General features: G+C 38.5%; 17 protein-coding genes. All 17 read right to left on the reverse strand.

The features are described 5' to 3' along the window. Positions 1-464 (reverse strand): hypothetical protein (locus tag WC955_03790; GenBank protein MFA5858166.1); only part of this gene is annotated, 464 nt, incomplete at its 3' end. A 125-nt stretch (positions 465-589) separates the two neighbouring features. After that, the gene (locus WC955_03795; protein MFA5858167.1) at positions 590-1423 is read right to left on the reverse strand and encodes a DPP IV N-terminal domain-containing protein; all 834 of its coding nucleotides are present in this window, start codon (positions 1421-1423) and stop codon (positions 590-592) included. Positions 1424-1644: 221 nt separating this feature from the next. Next, positions 1645-3450: an RHS repeat-associated core domain-containing protein gene (locus WC955_03800; GenBank protein ID MFA5858168.1), complete on the reverse strand. Its 1806-nt coding sequence runs from the start codon at positions 3448-3450 to the stop codon at positions 1645-1647. Between the two features lie 409 nt (positions 3451-3859). Then, positions 3860-5824: an RHS repeat-associated core domain-containing protein gene (locus WC955_03805; protein MFA5858169.1), complete on the reverse strand. Its 1965-nt coding sequence runs from the start codon at positions 5822-5824 to the stop codon at positions 3860-3862. A 373-nt stretch (positions 5825-6197) separates the two neighbouring features. Continuing rightward, complete coding sequence (locus WC955_03810) at positions 6198-6767, reverse strand: hypothetical protein (protein MFA5858170.1); 570 nt, start codon at positions 6765-6767, stop codon at positions 6198-6200. Between the two features lie 12 nt (positions 6768-6779). After that, positions 6780-7604 (reverse strand): hypothetical protein, encoded by an 825-nt coding sequence (locus WC955_03815; protein ID MFA5858171.1) that lies wholly within the window; start codon positions 7602-7604, stop codon positions 6780-6782. A gap of 12 nt (positions 7605-7616) precedes the next feature. Continuing rightward, on the reverse strand, positions 7617-8375 hold the full coding sequence (locus WC955_03820; GenBank protein MFA5858172.1) for a hypothetical protein: 759 nt from the start codon (positions 8373-8375) through the stop codon (positions 7617-7619). 22 nt (positions 8376-8397) lie between these two features. After that, entirely contained in the window at positions 8398-8538 is a 141-nt protein-coding gene (locus tag WC955_03825) for a hypothetical protein (protein MFA5858173.1), read from the reverse strand. Positions 8539-8690: 152 nt separating this feature from the next. After that, complete coding sequence (locus WC955_03830) at positions 8691-9341, reverse strand: winged helix-turn-helix domain-containing protein (GenBank protein ID MFA5858174.1); 651 nt, start codon at positions 9339-9341, stop codon at positions 8691-8693. Positions 9342-9439: 98 nt separating this feature from the next. Next, on the reverse strand, positions 9440-13243 hold the full coding sequence (gene mobF, locus WC955_03835; GenBank protein MFA5858175.1) for a MobF family relaxase: 3804 nt from the start codon (positions 13241-13243) through the stop codon (positions 9440-9442). Between the two features lie 215 nt (positions 13244-13458). Next, positions 13459-13746 carry a hypothetical protein gene (locus tag WC955_03840; protein ID MFA5858176.1) on the reverse strand — a complete coding sequence of 96 codons (288 nt, stop codon included), beginning with the start codon at positions 13744-13746 and terminating at the stop codon, positions 13459-13461. 100 nt (positions 13747-13846) lie between these two features. Beyond that, entirely contained in the window at positions 13847-14704 is an 858-nt protein-coding gene (locus WC955_03845; protein ID MFA5858177.1) for a toxin-antitoxin system YwqK family antitoxin, read from the reverse strand. Between the two features lie 55 nt (positions 14705-14759). Then, positions 14760-15185: a hypothetical protein gene (locus WC955_03850; GenBank protein MFA5858178.1), complete on the reverse strand. Its 426-nt coding sequence runs from the start codon at positions 15183-15185 to the stop codon at positions 14760-14762. 14 nt (positions 15186-15199) lie between these two features. Then, a complete protein-coding gene (locus WC955_03855; protein ID MFA5858179.1) occupies positions 15200-16705 on the reverse strand; it encodes a hypothetical protein in 1506 nt (501 codons plus the stop codon). A gap of 442 nt (positions 16706-17147) precedes the next feature. Beyond that, complete coding sequence (locus WC955_03860) at positions 17148-17576, reverse strand: DUF2493 domain-containing protein (GenBank protein MFA5858180.1); 429 nt, start codon at positions 17574-17576, stop codon at positions 17148-17150. Continuing rightward, complete coding sequence (locus tag WC955_03865; GenBank protein ID MFA5858181.1) at positions 17551-17910, reverse strand: hypothetical protein; 360 nt, start codon at positions 17908-17910, stop codon at positions 17551-17553. The genes WC955_03860 and WC955_03865 overlap by 26 nt, the downstream gene beginning before the upstream one ends. Continuing rightward, positions 17894-18637, reverse strand: coding sequence for an AAA family ATPase (locus WC955_03870; protein MFA5858182.1), 744 nt, complete (start codon positions 18635-18637; stop codon positions 17894-17896). Before WC955_03870 ends, WC955_03865 begins: the two co-directional genes overlap by 17 nt. Positions 18638-19139: the final 502 nt, after the last annotated feature.

The following is a 19139-nucleotide window of genomic DNA, read 5'->3' on the forward strand; positions in this document are numbered from 1 at the left end:
TAATAGTTTGCCGATTCGCTTTGGCCCGCGCTGTTGCCCATGAGGCTGTCATTAGAATAACTCGAAGGCGCGTAAGTGGTTATTGTAATACTGAATATACTATATTCTGCTGACTCTAATCCGTGTTGGTCTATTGCCTGCAGGTTTAACGGGTCGGACAATGCCAGGGTCAACACGTTGTTCTTCAACTGTATCGGCACAATTTTGTGGCGGTACGCAAACTTTGCCGGAATTTTTTCTGCGATAGATTTATCTATGAGTTTATCAGAAAGATTGGTAAACGGGATATTGAACTGCGCGGACAAAGCTTCGCATATTTGTTCTTCAGTAGCCCATTTGTACTGAATTAATATGCTGCCCAACCTCAGCCCACTAGTTTTTTGTTCTTCTAACGCTTGGTTGAGCTGAACTTGGGTTACTACGTGTTTATGTAAAAGTATCTGCCCTAAATATTTGTGTTGCATATATCCATTTCTTAACGCCAAAAGTATTTTAGGTTATTTATCGAGTGGAGTCAACACTATCTCTTCAAAGTGTCCACTTTTTCGGGGGGGGAGTAATTATATTCCCTTCCAAAACATAATCAGTATTATGAGTTGCTTTTAAAAGACCACCACTGCGGATTACATGGCGATATATTTTTGTCTTTAAACAATAATTTAATTTTGCCACTCTCAATATTAACTAGATAAAGCCCATCAGGGAAATATATATTTACTAACATTGTATATGTTGTTTCTTTATATCCAGCAAACACTATTTGTTGACCATCTGGTGACCAATCTATCCCAACTGTACGATAGGTATTTAAGTTAAGCTTCTTTAGTAAATTGCCGTTTCTGTCAATTATATAAATACCGTTTTCATTACCATCTTGATAGGTAAAAGCTATCTTTTTCCCATCCGGAGAAAATTTAGGTGACCATAACACTATATTGCTTGGAAAAACACTAGATAGAGTAACATATTTCCCTTTTTTGCCACTGTTTAAATGAATAAAACCATCAACTTTTATCTCTTTCATATTTTTACAATCTGCGCTAAGAATACATATACTTCGTCCGCTAGAAAACACTATTTCATTTCCATCCAGAGACCAAGATGGATCTCGAATCATTTTATAATTGTACTGAATACACTCATTTGATCTTAAATCATAAATTTCCAACTTTTCTTGTTCTATATCAGTTTTACCATATACCCCAAAAGCTATTTTATTACCTTTAGGGGAATATGAAGGTAAAAAATATTCTCCTGGACCAGCTATTTGTTGCGGTTTTTGCGTGGCTATATCCATTTTTACAATGTATTGAGGATAACCGCTGAAACCACTGAAGATATCAATAAACACAACTTCTTTCCCATTGGGGGATAAGTTAGGATTCCTCAATATACGTGCAGATTGCATTTTACCGTCTTCCATATAATTTCCAACCAACAATATCTTACGTAAATTACCGGGTGAGTCTTCACAAGATAACAAGTACATACTATTCTTACTGAGTGATACCCCGAAGACAACCATTCCATGTTGGTTCTTAAGCAATTCTATCTTTGCGTATTTATTAAATGATATACAACTAGATAACAGAGCACTAGCAACTATGATTATTGTTATTGTACTAACAAATTCTTTACTGTATTTCACTTCAATATTCCTTTGTTTATCATATATTGCAAATATCCTTCAAAGGAATGTCCTTGTACAGTAGAACCTCCGTTACCAAAAGGAATACCTATTCCTATACCATTAAATCCTGTTACATAGTCCATATTCCCCTTTATTACATTTCTTTCACCCTGATTACTATAGTACTCACTAAAAGGAGCTCCCATTCTATATACGGATTCCGATGATGTCCATCGGTCACTGTATTTATCATAAACTGCTGTACCGCCGCTGAATACAAATATTTTATCGTAGTCCCTATCTGAAAAATGTTCTATGTATGGGTCGCACGAAGTGTCTAAATTGTATTCATTTTTTATCACGTTGATTATATCACCAAACATATCCTCGTTGTACGGAAAAACTAAATCTATTCTATCGTACAATTCAGATTTTTGTTGTGCTTTAAAAAATTCTTTAATACTATTGTACCTTTCCTGCGTAGAATCTTGGTTTATTCCTGCAATAATTAGATATGATGCATTAGATTTGCTCCCCATAAATACCGAACCATCATCCAAATAATGAGGCTCCCAACCTTCTTGATATTGTTCTTTCGGAGATTCTTCTTCCGGACCTTCAAAAGCATGACCGGTGGGATCAAATCTTTTTATTGGATTATTTAAACAGTACACATACCTGTTTAATCCCTGTGGGTTATACATTAAGTTTAACGTATTATCCGGCGTTATGAACTGACACAACATCGGGTCATAGTACCGCGCGTTGTAGTAATACAATCCGCTCGTATCGTCGAGGATTTGACCGGTGTACTTTCTTGCGTTGTCTTTTGTGCCAGTTGAAGAATTAGCATACGAGTTTCCGTAAGGCGTATAGTTGTTCGTACGCACTACTGTTCCTGAGGAATCGGTTATAAGATTTGTACTCCCAAGATGATCACCATGGAAATACTGGAGACCGTCTTTAGTGCTGTCTAGTGCTATTCTTTGTGTCCCTGCATAAATATATTTAATAGTATCCGTCGCCACGTTGTTTATATACACCTCTTCGTATATTGTACCAATATATACACGCTTTGTAGAGTTAGTCCCATCGTCTACTATCTGCTTTACGCGTTGACCCGTGTAGTCATACTCGTATTCCGTGACTTTTCCGTCTACTGTTACTACCTTTATCGGACGGTTGTCGTAGTCGTATTCTATCCACCTGTTGTTACAGATTAGCATGTTACCGTTCAAGTCTTTGAGTACGTGATCAGTGTATTCTCTTATCACGTTAACTATTGTCTGTGTATCCGTCATTGTTTCTACGTCAGAAACTAATGTCCTGCCAGTTGGTGTTTCAAACCAACTTGTTACTTCTTTCTCTGGTGAAACCGGCCATTCATACCCAGATTTTAACGTATAACTCGATGTCGCAACTATATCCGTTACTGCTTCTCCAACTGTTGCTTTCATGCTATAATTAGATGACCCGCTTATTTCCGCACTATTTCCTGAGAACTGATGTTCGGAATACTGAATTGATGTCAAAGGCGTAATTATCATAAACTGCGACGCTTCCGCCGGTTGTTCTTCTGACTCTTCACCGTGTTCATCTATAGCACGGACTGAAATAATAAACGAATTTGTTTCTGTTACATTCCAGCAATGCGATACCTCTACCGCAGTGCCGTTAGGAACATACTCGGTTTCTTCATATTCCTGATTTGGCTTACTGTCGCTCCAGTCCCAGTTTATCTTATACTTGATATTATCCCCGTTTGTGTCCCACGACTGGATTACTGTTATTGTACCTATAAATTTTATTCTATTGTTCACTTCAATGTTCCGTTGTTTATCATATTTTGCAAATATCCTTTAAAGGTTCTTATCGCTTGAATATCCAAATAATTATTAGAATCCATAAAACCACGACAACAGCATCCGTGAGATATCTGGTATCCCTATCTTCATTTTCAAACTGTTTAATTATTTGTTTATACCGATCATGCCTTAAAAAATAGATTGCTGATAGTGTAAATGATATAGCACCCGCAACTCCTGTCATCCAATAACTAACTTTGGGTAATGAACAGATTTTTGATATATCGTAAATTAAATGTGCAGTTGGATAGAAGATAAATAGAACTAATACTCCTGAGGCAGACAATTCTGGTTCCGGTGCCATTATTAATTTACTAAAACGATAAAACTTATAGTATAAGTAATGAATTAAAGTTTTCATTTCTTACCAATTTTTACCATACATTTGTTGGAACATATACATCGGGTCATTCAGATTATTAACAGTTTGTCCTATTCCTAACTTAATATTTGTCCATGCTTGTTCAATTTGATTCCCAAAAAATACATTTAATGGTAAACCAACATATGGAAAAAATATTCCTATTCCTGTAATAGCTAAATTTGTCTCAAGCCTTTCTTGAGTAATTTCACCTTTCATAAATCTTTGATAATCAACCCACGCACTAACACCAGTAAAACCATATCCAAACCTTGATGCGACTTTCCCAATTGTAGCCGTTTTTATGAAACTTTGAAACCCGCGGAGTCCTTTACCGGGATAATAAACAAATATTCTCTCACTTGCTCCGGGGTATTGCTGCCATGTGTTATATATGTTTTGATATCCCCGTGTTTGCAGAGTTTTTGAACCAACTTCTCCTATACTCGATACAATTCCACCTACTTCCGTGACGTTCTTTATCTTTTCTAACATTGTTGATTGAGATGTTCCACCACTTACTCCCCACTCAGTATCCCAATTGGTTTCATTCGACACTGTTTCTCCACTACCGGTATCTTGATTTCCTTTTTTACTGTCGTAATCAGATTTATCTCTTAAAGACGTAGGGGTGGGATAACTATCTGAATATATAAATACAACTGTTTCATACCCGGATGGGTCAATATAATTCACAGGATTATTTCCACAGTACGTATATCTATTTAGGCTCTGCGGGTCTAATGGCTCGGAAACAATTGGGTCTGGAGTTACAAACTTACACAACATCGGGTCATAATAACGGGCATTGTAGTAGTAAAGTCCTGTATTATCGTCTAATATCTGTCCGGTGTATTTTCTCGCATTGTCTTTTGTACCGGTAGACGAATTAGCGTACGAGTTACCGTATGGCGTGTAGTTATTGGTTCTTACAACAGCACCCGAAGAATCCGTTATCAAATTCGTACTTCCGAGATGGTCACCGTGGAAATACTGGAGACCGTCCTTGCTGCTATCCATTGCTATTCGCTGACTTCCAGCATAAATATATTTTATTGTGTCTGTAGCCACGTTGTTTATATACACCTCTTCATATATTGTACCAATATACAGGCGTTTTGTTTCATCTTGTCCATCATTTACGATTTGCTTGACACGCTGTCCGGTATAGTCGTACTCGTATTCCGTGACTTTTCCGTCTGAGGTAACCACCTTGATGGGACGGTTGTCGTAGTCGTATTCTATCCACCTGTTGTTACAGATTAGCATGTTACCGTTCAAGTCTTTGAGTACGTGATCAGTGTATTCTCTTATCACGTTAACTATTGTCTGTGTGTCCGTCATTGTTTCTACGTCAGAAACTGGTGTATGACATATTTCTGTCTCATAACTCTCTGTAATCGTCCCGGTTTCCGCAGGAGCTGACCATTCGTACCCGGACTTTAATGAATACGCAGTACTAACAGAAATATTCGTTACCGCTTCACCGATTGTCCCCTGGCAATAATAGTTTGCCGATTCGCTTTGGCCCGCGCTGTTGCCCATGAGGCTGTCATTAGAATAACTCGAAGGCGCGTAAGTGGTTATTGTAATACTGAATATACTATATTCTGCTGACTCTAATCCGTGTTCGTCTATTGCCTGCAGGTTTAACGGGTCGGACAATGCCAGGGTCAACACGTTGTTCTTCAACTGTATCGGCACAATTTTGTGGCGGTACGCAAACTTTGCCGGTATTTTTTCTGCAACCGATTTATCTATGAGTTTATCAGAAAGGTTGGCAAACGGGATATTAAATTGAACAGATAAAGCTTCGCATATTTGTTCTTCAGTAGCCCATTTGTATTGAATTAATATGCTGCCCAACCTCAGCCCACTACTTTTTTGTTCTTCTAAAGCTTGGTTGAGCTGTGGTTGTGTTATAACCTGTTTCTGCAAAAGTATCTGCCCTAAATATTTGTGTTGCATATATCCATTTCTTAACGTCAAACGTATTTTAGGTTATTTATTGGTTAGAGTCAATATAATAGAGGATTTCTAATAAACTGTGAACATTACTGTCTATTCAAAGTGTCCACTTTTCGGGGGAAGATCACAGTTTCACACATTTGTTGCGTTCATCCAGTTTTTCGCCGTAAGGAAACAATTCTTGGAATAAGTCTCCGGTTTTTCGGTCTTTTTTATGGTAGGACACTTTTCTTCCTGCCTTTCGGGTTTTCCCAAGTGCAAGTTTTTTTGCGGGTTTCCGCGTTTTTCCTTGCACTTTTATGTCTCTTTAACGGTTATATTCTACTTCTTTATCGTCGGACTTTCAAAGAACTTTTCTGTTTTTCAGGGGAGCCTATTTAGCTATAACATCATTTAACATCTCTTGTATAAACTCCTCTTCATCTTTCTTATTTAATTTATTAGGTACTCTTGATTTTATCCTATTAATGCGATATTGTATCCAGCTTTCTTTAGTTCCCTTAGTAACTTCATGTAATCCTTTTTTATCCTTGTAATAAAACCTGTCATTGTCTTTAATATTATTTATCTTTATATCCAATCTATAACCCCAATTTGAACTTTTTATATCAGAATTTTGTTTTCCATCAAGTGATTTGTTATAAAAATAACTTAAAATAAACTTTCTTTCATTATTTTTAATTAGTTCTTTAAATTTATAATCAGCTACATAAAGAAATTGATCATAAATAATATCAGACCTAATAACTACCGTGCTATTTTCAACTATGTACTCCATATAACCTAGTTCCTCATAAGAAACAATTCCACTTGATAATTTTCTTACACCCCACATACAATCCCACAAAAAATTCGCAACAGACTCTTCCAAGCCCATTGTGTACCCTCCCACTATTGGAAAAAATATAAGCATCAATAGAATTATTATACTTTTCATTTTCATAATATACTATCCTTAAAATTTGTATTGCTTAATACTTTCATAAAGTATTGTCGGCAAAGATAAACCGAAACTCCCGAACATTCTATCCTGTAAATCAATTCCTGTTGTAGTTCTAAATACATCCGCAGCAAAACCAGAACATGGATTAAGGAGATTCCAAGCTTTTGTGCCTAAAGACATGTAATAATTAATTTTATTTAAATACCATTGATTTGAAAAATATGTATCATTTGGGACTCCATGTAACGTAATTTTTGTAAGAAAATTTGGAGACGCCCATTCAACCAATCCATTCTCATAATATAAATTTGCCATTTCAAGTGACTTTAACGGATCACTATCAATAGATGCCAAAGTGTGATAAGGTCTATCATAAGAAGGTCTTTTGATTATTTTAATATTATGACTATTATTTATGTTTTCTATATGGCTATCGGAGATTGACGATTTGAATTTTACTAAAAATTCTTCTGTTAATAACAATTGTTCATTTTTAGCAAATAAAACAGGGTGGACTAACTTTATAGAAATATCTTTCCTTAAATCTTTTTCCAAAGCATCTATGGACGGATAAGTGGTATTTTCCAATACAATGATTCCATTGATGAAAGTATCCTCCTTAAATTTCACCCCTTTTTTTTCAAACCACTGTTTTATTTCTTCTTTAGATCTTTGTTTCTTAAAACTAACTCCAATATAGTCAGAGGATACTTTAAGAAAAATCTTTTCTCCATTAGCATAATAAAAATATTTCTCGGCATTCCCCAAAACCAAAGAAGTATTCGTCAAAGCAATAAGAACAGCAAAGTAGAAAACATTAATAAATTTTCTTTTCACAATTTTACCTTTCTATTTTAATAAAATGTAATTTATTGATAGACATGCTAGTAGATATGGCTGAATCCTTCCGTCTATTAATCCTCTGACTTTAAAATCAGTACGCAATATAAAAAGAGGGGCTATTGTATATTGTAAACCAACGAGTACTTGCCAGCCATATTTTTCATATGTTGTTTGTGGTAAGTAATATTCTTCCCCCCCTCCTAGAGGAAGTGTTGAAGTTGGAGTGTCTTTAATATAAAAATACCCAAAACCTAGCCCATTATAACAATCAAATGACGTTGTTTTAATAAAGGAATATTTTAAAGATAAATAAGTAGTTGTATATTCACTTTCTATTGTTGGATAAAAAGAATAAACAGTAAGATAGTTCTTCATAATAAAATATCGTTTGGTGTGTCCAATGTCAAAACATAATTTCATTTTGTCAAGTATAGTAAAATCACTTTCTATTCCCGTATTCCATCCAAATTTGGTTTCACTCCGATCTTCCAATGCTAGTAAATAATCTATGCCATAAGTTAAACCATAATATAAACCTATGTCAAAGTATTTAAGATAAGGTTTCAAAATACAATCTGAGGTTCTCTTTATTTTTTGATCCTGAGACATTATTGGTTGAGTATGGGATTGAATTATTATTTTATCGCTAACTTCCTGGCAATAAACTGACGAAACAAGTGTTACTACAATCATTAAAGCAATGACTGCAGAACCGTAGAACTGTAAATCTATAATTGACTTTTTATTACGACTACCTGACTTCACTAATTTCTCGCTTTCAATTGGCTTAAATTAATCTAATTCTTTTTAACTCTTTTTCGTACCCGCTCATTATATTAGACACCTGAGTACTTAAAAAGTTCAACTCAAACAAAAATAATACCCCTCTGTTTTCCCGTACAACAGCATTATGGCTTTTTGTTTTCATCACAAAACCTTTCCTGCTTCCGAGATACTTTAGGTACGACGTTTAACACTGACGTTTTACGACTGGACCGGTGTAGATTTGATTATACAACTAATCTAAACTTATTCTATATAACTAATATTTTGTTTGTCAAGTAGTTAGTATGTTACTTATTATACAATAAAATAACCTTTGTTCACTACCGTCTTTATCATATCGCGGTTTGGGCCGAGTTTCCTTCTTAACCGCATAACAACAGAGTCTAACTCTTTCCCGCCTTTAACTTCTTTTTTACACCATATAATGTCGTACATATCCCGTCGGGTTGCTAGTTTGGGGTACGCTTTCATCAGCATTAACAAAAACTGGAATTCTTTATATTTTAGCGGGATATACTTACTCCCAACTTTTAATTCCATTGGGAACACCCAGAGTTCGTACTTCCCGGCTGTTGCATGCGGTTTGTCGTTCTCAATTTTTGCTACATGACCCAACACTCTTCGTACTTTATCCCTAAACACTTCAGGTTTTGCAGTCTTTACTACTATACTGTTCACCCCAGCACTGTAGAACTCTTTCTCTTCGATTTTGGAAGGTTTGGCATCCATAATTAACAGTATTTCTGTATTATTCGCGGAACGTTTTATAGATTTAATTACCTCTATACGTTTATCTTTGATAACAACAACGTCATAGTTCGATAATGAAATTCGGCCTGGTATTGTCAGGGAAGACGCTTTGGTTTGACAACACTCGTTAATTTCTTCAAGTTCTTTTGGGATGGTTTTATACCCGGCGAACAACACTTTTGGTTTCTTAAACATATTCCACCTCGTTCTATAAAAAGATATGTACGACTGGAACAACAATATTCTAACTCTAACACCGGGTTAAATACAAGTAAGAATTTATGTTTTTGTTATTACCTGTCAAACCCTAAGTCCAAAACGTTCACACCCAGCGATTTTGTGAGGTTCGTAACAGTTTTGTCTATCTTTCCCCTTTGGTCTTTGTCGAATTGAGATAGGATGTCGGTTTTCTTGTCCGGGATAATGTAACACTCCGCGCAGGAGAGTTTGTGGTCGATTGATAGTTTGGTGTCCCATAAAGATAACGAGTTTTTGTGGTTAAACACCTCGCACATTTTCTGTTTTTGTTCATAGGTCAAGTCCGCCCGCAAGTTCAGTTTTTGGGTGATAGCGTCCATCTCTTTCTTAAGTTTCTCAGTTTCTTTTTTGTCTGACTTATAAATCCTCAACAAATGTTCGTTATAAACCTTAAGTTCTTCCTCTGCACTCTGTTCATACACTTTGTCGGATAGTATAAAGCCAGATTCTTTGTAGCTAAAGCTGGTGTTGTTCTTGGTGTCCACAGATATTATGTCTAATAACTCAATGCTCATCTTCATAAAGTCGGTTGATACTTTTTTGCTGAACTGTTCGTCAATAAAGTGTTCGTTGGTACACACCACTACGCCGGATGAGTTATACAAAATGCTTTTCCTAAGTATATCCATAGTGTTGAATTCTTTAATACTCTTATCATACACCTCGCATGAGTTAACTTTGTTCTTAACGTTAAGGTAAAACACAACGTATGAGTTTTTGTCAGTACTAAAATATTTTTTGGCTAATATTGCAGCGTCAGCCGGTGTGCGGATACTGTTTTCGCTCTCTACCTGCGGTTTGGTTACTTCGTAGACCGGGACATTGTATTTGTTAGCAGGGCCGTCAAAATCGCCGTACTTAAATGTTTGGTAGCCCGTGACATTAGGGGTTATCGTAGCGTAACTCATATCCCCAATAACAATGTGGTCAATAAGGTTTATCCCCACGTTCTTGCAGGAGTTCGCGAGTTTCGCGGTTACCCTAATATCGTCTTCGCTTGGGGTGGGATCCCCCGAGGGGTGGTTATGAACAATAATGATGTTCTTCGCGTTTAAGTATATCGGTGTCTTCAGCATTTCCCGCGGGTGTATCAAATTCTCGGTTACCGTGCCAATAGATACTACTTCTGTGCCTAATAACTTGTTGTTGTCGTCTAATGACATTACCAATAGTTTTTCCCTATCACTGTCTTTGATAAACTTCATGATGTCCGCGGCTTGGGAGTGCTGGTGGATCATCAAGGTGTTTACCTGCAGGTTCTTCACTTCGTTAAGTTTTATCGTTGGGTTTTGGTACGCTGTTAATTCACCGGTAGGGGGTGATTGGACGATAGAGGATTGTTCCGCTGCGCTGGCTTTCAGCATAGTGTTTACCGACTCTTTCGCTTGGTTAAGTTTGAGTAATACGTTTTGCGTACCGGTGCGTAATATCAAACTGGCTTCTGCGTTCGTTAAATGTTCTGGTTTTATGCCAATAAGGGTTTCTATCTCCTTAAGTTCTGTAGCGGTGAACCGCGCTTTAATCGCTTGGATGTCCGCGTCATTCGCTAAAAACTGTTTGCTCCAGCTTGAGCCTAAACATACAATGCTTTTGCAGGTAATGTTGTGTTTGTGAAACGTTAAGTACGCGTCTCTTAAACATCCGCCCGTAGTGAACTGGTCGTCAACCAAAACTACGTTTTTGTTTTTCAACGCTTCCGGGTTAGCGAGGCCGTAGTCCCTGTGTACAACCATGCGTTCCCATGAGTTGAGTTCTTTACGTTTTAATGGTGAGGGTTTATAAACTAGTTGGTCGTCTGTCTTCACACCCGTGAGCCCAGCGAGTTTCGCGGCGAATTGTATAGGTAAAATGTTTGTGCCATAGCCTTTCTCCGTAAGCGGGACTAGTACACAGCCGGGTTTGTACCCCGCTAAGTCGGTTTTAAAACTGTCAATAAAGTCTTTTGTGATGTAGTTGTTTATAACAGTGTTAATTGAGGTTGAGTCACCGGACTTTGCTTTCATAACGTCAGAGATTATGGCGGGTGAGGAAAGGCTGTGTCCTGAGTATAGTTTTGCGTCTTTATCAAAAAACGTGAACGTTGGTTGGTTGTTGTAGTGGTACTCATTTTTATAGTACTCCACAACGTTGAGGTTGGCTTTCTTCGCGTAAGTGACTGTATTAACCGTTCCCCGGCTGGTATACGGTGTGTTTGTGTAGAACGCGTAAACTATGTCGGGGGTCATTTCTACCATTTGCTTGTTACGGAAAGGGCCGGCTTTTCTGCCGTGTTTAGCCCAGTCCGCAAATACGCGGATTACCTTTAACCCGCGTTCCTGCGCGTGTTTGTCCGCTATACTATCCGCCCCGCGGGCACCGCCGTGGATCACTACTGCGTTCACGGGTAAGGAGTATATGAGTTTCTTAATGGGTTCTTCGTCTTTAAACTCTCGCCCCCCGCAGATAAGGATTTTGTAGGCTCCCTCGTAAGTATCTGTGTTTTCCTTAGCGCTTAAATTGTTGTACTTAATACTATCGAATTTGTTTATCATGTATTCCACATCCTTTTTATTCGAAAATCGTGTCAACACGTCCGGGGTATAGTTGCAAAACAAATAGTTTATGCATAACGCAATTATTTTGTCGTCTCTTAACTTCCAAATGTCAAAAACAAAGTTTGTATTGGCTGCTAATGCATCGGTGTTGTGATTAAATTTTCCGCGTTTCTTTTGTTCCGCTTTAATACGATCCCGTATATCATCGAACTCGTCTAACATGCCTGGCACACCAGGTTTTGTGTGTTTGGTTCTTACAGCCCTAACAAAATCTTTGTAGCATATATCTTCCCACATACCGGACTCCATACGGTTATCCAAATAGAGTTTCAGTAAAGATAATACGTTGGTGTCTTTGTGATTCTTCCTGAAATTATCAATCAATTCTTTTTCGTTTACCTTAGTACCCGGCTTACTAACCTTGGTGGGTTGAGGTAAAACGAACTCATAGCCTTTCGCTACTGTGTTCCAGTGTTTTACGATGTCCGGTTTGTCTATCCCCGGGGTTTTGTCTTTCCTCGTAGTGTCCCATGCTTCAAGGTCTTGCATACCCGCGGATTTCGCTTCTACAATACTTTTTCTGCGTTGCGAAAACTTTTCTTCCAGTTCTTTTGGGATGTTGGTTATCCGCATATCGTTGTTAAACTCTAACCCGTACCCTATCTGCTTTAATTTAGCTGCGAGGTGGGTACGGTATAAGCTGCCAAATGCTTTATTAAAGTTTTTTTGCAACACTTTTTTAAGGTCAAGACCAGTGTACTTATTCCCCGTTTTTGTTATGTTCAACATAACTACGTGCGAGTGCAGGTGCGGTTCGTGGTCTCTGTTAAAACCGTCTCTAACCACAACATAGCACATCTTGCCCGTATACACTTTTTGTTTGTTGTTGGGCCGGCCAAAGGCGTAGTATTTTTCTATCTCTCCCATAGTTTCTAAAACTGCTTCATCATGAAGATCTATTATCCTATTGTCTTTGTAGACCAGTGCTGCGATGCTGATACTTTTTGGTGGTGAGAATGTTAAGTCCACACCTTTTACTTTGTGTGTTCTCGCGATTTTTTCGCTCGCGTTGTTCCTGCCGGATAATAGGTTTGACATATCGATTTCGGAAATCGCATCCCCGTTATTGTACCCGAGGTCAGAAGACAAGTTCCCGTATACTTTTACGTGGTTGTGCTTGTCGTCCGTTAATACATTAACCCGTTTTTTGTGCAGCCCTTCGTGTTTATCCGGGCTTTGCCGGAAGTAGTAGTTTTCCGTGAAATGGTATTTCACTAATGCCGCGGGGTTGTTGGTTATCATCATTGTGTTTAACATGTTAGACCCAATATTGTTGTCATAAGTTGTGGGACAACCGGGTATAAACTTTCGCCTGCGGGTACATAGGCACGTAAGTGCGGGTGTACGCACAATTTAACACGGAGTGTTAATTGTGCAATGGTGCATACGTTCTAAGAGAGAGGGCGAAAGGTGGGGACGGTGTGACCGAACCCCCGTACCGCTGGTGTCCGTGTCCCCTCTTACTTCCCCGTATTTTCTGCTGGTGGGTGTTGAATGTCACCAGTTGGTGCTGGGGTTGTACTTCCATCTTGGGTCACGAGCTCCGGGAAGAAGTCTTTTAGATAAACGTTCAATGCTTTGGTTTGTGATTTGTTAATGAAAAACTCTTTCTTCGCAGTGTTAAGTTTTTTGCTTAGCTGTTTCTGCTGAACCATAAGCTCTTTGAGTTTGTCAACAATCTGTGGGCCTAATTCTTTTACGCTGTCCCTGTAGGTCAACGTGATGCCGGAAATTACAATCTTTGACATAGTGCCTCCTCTTAATTTTTACCAATCATTATCCCATTGTCTTGCTAAACGAGAAGGCCTGTCAGGTTCTCGCGTTTGGTTTATATTATACTACATTTATTTATTTTGTTTCTTCACTTAATAAATTGCCGTTGGTGTCGTATGTTTTATTACTGATCAACTTGCCATTTTTGTAAATACTTTCTTTTAACAATTGTCCAGTTTCAGAGAATTCTTTCAAAAGCACGAAGTTACCATTATTATAATTCTCTTCCGCTTTCAGTTGTCCTGTCTCGTAATATTCCTTGGTTATATCTTCAGGATTGCCATCTTTCCAATACGATTCCATTTTTAACTTACCATTCTTATAATATTCTTTAGATATTCCTTCCAGTTTGTCATTGTGAGCATTCCATTCAACTTCTAATTGTCCTGTGTCGTAATATTTTTTCTTTCCATTAGACTTACCATTCTTATAAATTTCTTCAACTTCTAATTGTCCTGTGTCATAATATATTTTTGATATTCCATCTCTCTTATTATCTTTGAAAGTACATTCTGATCTTAAATGCCCTGTATCTTTATATGTTTTAAATATTCCTTCTAATTTATTAGCTTTAAAATTACATTCTGATTCTAACTGCCCATTTTCGTAATAAGATTTAGCTATTCCATCTCGTTTACTGTCATTTATAATAAATTCTGACATCAAATTCCCTGATTCATAGTATTTATTTGATATACCATCTAGTTTGCCATTTTTGTAATTAGATATTGTTTTCAACTGTCCCGTTTTGTAATATTCTTTCGTTATTCCATTCGGTTTGCCATTTTTGTAATTTCCTTCTAACCAAATCTGTCCTGTGTTATAATATTTTTTCACTATCCCATCTGGTATTTTGTTATTACAGCCAAGTATGCAAATACATAATGCAAACATAGCTGAAGTCATAACTGAAATCTGTTTATTGAATTTCATCATTAACCTTTCCTTATTGGTTATTTCTGGGTCAAAGTCAAAATATATTTTACTATTACGGTTTCGTTATCATTTTGAAAATGGGAACAAAAAATTGTACTAGAGAGATACAAAGTGCTAATATTCCCAATAGCACAGATGATAATCCTAGTCTTGCAGAAACTCTATAGGCAGGGTCAGATGCATCCCACGCCCACATAAATTCACCCCAAAAACCAGACTTTATAAGAACAAAGTCCACATCATCATTAATATTCAATCCTAAACGATTGCGTAAACGTTCGTCAATTTTTAATTCAGCTGCACTGTTGTTATTGTCTCCCCTTAAAATAGCGTATATTTTTTTTGAATTAACTTTAACCTGGCAAACGGTACCTTCTGTGATTAGCGTTCCTCTTTGATCAAGTCTGTGTTGTTCTGGGATACGTATAGTATCTCTATAAATATCTTTTTCATATGCTTGGCGTACTTTGAGTTTCATCTTTTTCCCTTTGGTTATTTTACCATAGTTTCCATGATTTTCACGATTTCGGTTTGGATGCCGATTTCGCTTTTCGCGTAAAATATGCCTTTTTGGCTGGCGTTTTCTACTGCCTGAGATTTTATCATGCGTTGCTGGCTTTCCGGTAAGTTAAAATATTTTTCTAGCATTTTACTGAACCGCATGTCTTCTTTCAGGCGTTCTTGATTTTCTTCTTTACTTATATTTTTGTGGGTTTCTTCAAACGCTTGTTTATTGTCTTCTTCCTTCATGAATTCAAGTGCAAAGGGTTCGTATTGCAGGATGCCGCCAAAAAACTTTACGTCGTACCTGGTTTTCATGGCTTCAATCCTGGCATAATAAATTATGCGTTTAACTTTGTCTATGCTGCCAACACGGGTGAGGAGTTCCGCGGCTTGTTGTTTTTCTTTGTCCGTGGGTTTTGTGCGGTTGAGTTCAAATAATGAAAAAAAGTGCGATAGGGTTTCGGTCACTCCGGATTTTTCGGTTGATGACGGGCCAAAGTTTAACTGAGGTTGGGGCCTGGCCGGTTCGAGTTCGTTGTTCGCGCGGGCGCCCGGGTATATGTGGAGTTCCCAGTCGTTAGGGTTTTTGCTTTTTGTGTTAACCCACTTAAAGTCTTTGATGTATCCAAAGGTTATAAGTGTTGTGAGGTGTTTGTTAAGTTTCTCTTTTGCTTTTGATATGTGGCGTTGGATTTCTAACGGTATGCGCTGGCAAAAGTCGGTGTACGGAAGTTTTACGTAGTTGTTGTTGTTCATTATCGTTGTAAATGCCAGGTTGAGGATCAGGTATAGCCGTTTTAACACGACGTCCGGGAAGTCCATCATGTATTTGTAATCTATTTTTCGTGTGTAATAAGTGTTGAAGCTGTGTGTGTACATCTCGTTTAGGACTATATATACGTGTTCGGATATGCCGGTCTCTTTTTCTTTTTCTGAAAGTTCGGATTTCGGGATTTGATCGGGTATAGACTCGTTTTTTAGGACTATCATTTCGTATTTGTGAAAAAACGCGTCAATACCACCGGATACATATTTCTTTTTTTTGTCTAGTTCCCAATTGCGTTTGAATGTGTGTTGTGATTCGATGTTCATTGTTACAAGTTCTTTAAGGTCTTGTCGAATAGATTCTATGTTCGCGCCTTTTGGAATAACGCCTTTTGTCATTGCTATCTCGTAAAGCGAGGTTGCTAGATACCGGGAGACCGGCCAGCCGCGGTCGTTTATAAGTTTGGTTATCGCCAGGTCGGTCTCAATCGCGCTGGGGCCAGGGAGGCCGAAGGCTTCTGTTCCCATCACTCGCCAAATCATTTCTTTTTCTTCGTTGCCGTCACGAAACTTGCGTTTATATAAGATTGTGTTTTTTTTACTCTTGGCATATACGTTGCCAATAGGGTATTGCATAAAGTTTACTTCGGCTTTTATAGGCTTTATTATGTCGTCGCGAATTTCTTTTTTGTCTTTTTCTATTAATTTATCGGTTGTGTCGTCACCCATTGTTAAAGTTGTCCCCTTTTATAAAAATGTAACACACGTGTCGTAAAGTGTGTAAAGTATTAGAAGTAAACACAGAAGTAAAGAAGAAGCAAGTTTGTTGCCAAAAACGGTAACTTCAGAAAAACGTTGTAGTATCAAGCGAAATAATGGAAATGCGCCGTTAAAACCCGCAAAAATATTTCCCCCAAACTTAACCATTATTTCCCCCGAACTTAACCAAGCGCTTCCCCCAAACTTAACCATTGTTTCCCTCGGGCTTAACCATTATTTCCCCCGAACTTAACCAAGCGCTTCTCTCAAACTTAACTACTGTTTCCCTCAGACTTAACCAAAAACCAGCAAGATTAACCATTATTTCCCCCGAACTTAACCAATTCACCCAGATTATCCTATTTCCCCCGAACTTAACCAAGAACCTTAGCTTGCTATATTTCCCTCAAACTTAACCATTGCACTGTAAACCAGGCGAACACTCAAACTCAACTACAGGCACTTTAGCGCGGTTTGCCTGCATTACCATGTTAGCAGTGCCTTTTGATGCTTTCTTGTCACTGTAGAACGCATAAACACGGTCAGGCATGCCTTCCACAAGCATTTGCTTGTTACGGATAGGCCCGGCGGCTCTGCCGTATTTCTTCCAGTCTGCCGGGAACGCTAATACTTTGAGGCCCCGCTTTTCAGCAAGGATGCCCGCAAGTGTATCAGCTCCAGGCGCTGCGCCGTGGATCACCACATCGGTGTCCGAGAATGTGTCTATAACTTTCTGTATAGGCACAGGGTCGCTGAAGTCGCGGCTGCCGCAAATAAGGGCTTTCATAATTGCACCGGTTTCATTATACCAAAAATCATGAGTTAAGTTTCTTCGCAACAAAATCTGACATCGTCTCGCCTTCTTTGATTGCCTGTATCTTGATGTCCTTCACCAGCGAGGTCGGCAGCCAGAGCGAGATCTGCGTTACACCCTCCGCCCTGGGCTTGCCCTCCGCGGATATCTTGCCGGGTTTGCGCGGTTCTACTTTTCTACTAATCTGTTTGTCTACTAAAGTAGAATTAAGTGTTACTGTATTAGTAGATTTCTGGTTATCTACTTTAGTAGAAACCTGTGTTTCTGGTTTAGTAGCCACCGCAGCCTGGCCGCTGCCGAAGAATACCCCGAGCCCTTTACTGCTGTCCCTGAGAGTCGGGCGTTTACTGTTTTTGCTCATCTTTCAAAACCTCCTTAGCGAATTCCTGGTATTGTATTGACTGTTCCGAATGCTTATCAAAAGTTATCAGCGGAATACCCGCAACTGCGGAGTACGCAAACCGTATGGTTTTTGTGATATACGTTTTGTACGCTGGGTAGTACGGCTTTACATCATCAATAATTTCCTGGGCAATATTCGCGCCTTTCTGGTACATTGTAAAAAGTACTTTGAAAGTAAGCGCGGCATTAATTTTTTTTGCGGTATCAATAATTTTTTGCAGCGGTACCAGTGCGCGCATCGCTAAATATTCGCACTGTACCGGTATTATGATATGGTTCGCCGCGACAAGCGCGTTCGCTGTGAGTATCCCGAGCGAGGGGGAACAATCAATGATGATATAATCATAACTTTTCTTCAACGGCCCTAACACTGTTTTAAGCGTGTACTCAAACGCGAGCTTGCCGATCATCTTTACTTCCGACTCCGCGAGGTTGATGCTCGAGGGTATGATTGACAGGTTCGGCACGGCGGTGCCCAAACACTTCGGCTCGTCGCCGTTGAGGAGGTTCAGTGTCGTGTACTCCACATTGTCCGGGTCAAGCCCTAGCGATACCGTCAGCCCTGCCTGCGGGTCAAGGTCTACCAGCAATACTTTTTTGTTTAATTCCGCGAGGCACGCGCCGAGGTTCAGCGCGGTTGTGGTCTTTCCGACTCCGCCTTTTTGGTTGGTGATAGAAATTATCATTTAAATTTCATCCTTTATATATTTCTACTATTCTACTAATCTACTGTTCTGTTATTCTGTCAAACTACTTTTATACTTCAGTAGTATTCTACTTAACTACTAAAATATTGTCAAGGGGAAAATATAATATTTTTTCAATCAATATTTTCTTAAGCAGGAGAGGGGGGGTGAAATGTTGAGAATAACCCTTGTAGATAGTGTTTTAATGCGGGTTTTAGGCGGTTTCAGCCGTTTTCCTCTGTTTTGAGCAGGACATTATAAGAAATGCCTTGTTTTTGCGCTGTGGGCGAAGGAAAGGGGGTTGGGTACTATCTCAGGGAGTGGGGTGAAATGAGGGTTGATATTAAAAATTACGGATTAGCAGATTTTTAACTTACCGATGAATCTCATTTTTTATTTCCTGCTTTCGTAACTCACCATTGGCACCCTTCATTAGGTTGACTAACTGCTTTTGTATCATCCAACGCCAAAATTATTTAACTTGATAATTCCACAATAGCTT

The sequence above is a fragment of the Elusimicrobiota bacterium genome (genome assembly GCA_041658405.1).
Taxonomy (GTDB): domain Bacteria; phylum Elusimicrobiota; class UBA5214; order JBBAAG01; family JBBAAG01; genus JBBAAG01.

Coding starts and splice junctions, on each gene's coding strand:
- WC955_03795 (MFA5858167.1), bottom strand. CDS start 1,423: ATGGAAGACGGTAAAATGCAATCTGCACGTATATTGAGGAATCCTAAC.
- WC955_03845 (MFA5858177.1), bottom strand. CDS start 14,704: ATGAAATTCAATAAACAGATTTCAGTTATGACTTCAGCTATGTTTGCA.
- mobF (MFA5858175.1), bottom strand. CDS start 13,243: ATGATGATAACCAACAACCCCGCGGCATTAGTGAAATACCATTTCACG.
- WC955_03855 (MFA5858179.1), bottom strand. CDS start 16,705: ATGGGTGACGACACAACCGATAAATTAATAGAAAAAGACAAAAAAGAA.
- WC955_03865 (MFA5858181.1), bottom strand. CDS start 17,910: ATGAGCAAAAACAGTAAACGCCCGACTCTCAGGGACAGCAGTAAAGGG.
- WC955_03830 (MFA5858174.1), bottom strand. CDS start 9,341: ATGTTTAAGAAACCAAAAGTGTTGTTCGCCGGGTATAAAACCATCCCA.
- WC955_03805 (MFA5858169.1), bottom strand. CDS start 5,824: ATGCAACACAAATATTTAGGGCAGATACTTTTGCAGAAACAGGTTATA.
- WC955_03870 (MFA5858182.1), bottom strand. CDS start 18,637: ATGATAATTTCTATCACCAACCAAAAAGGCGGAGTCGGAAAGACCACA.
- WC955_03810 (MFA5858170.1), bottom strand. CDS start 6,767: ATGAAAATGAAAAGTATAATAATTCTATTGATGCTTATATTTTTTCCA.
- WC955_03825 (MFA5858173.1), bottom strand. CDS start 8,538: ATGAAAACAAAAAGCCATAATGCTGTTGTACGGGAAAACAGAGGGGTA.
- WC955_03840 (MFA5858176.1), bottom strand. CDS start 13,746: ATGTCAAAGATTGTAATTTCCGGCATCACGTTGACCTACAGGGACAGC.
- WC955_03850 (MFA5858178.1), bottom strand. CDS start 15,185: ATGAAACTCAAAGTACGCCAAGCATATGAAAAAGATATTTATAGAGAT.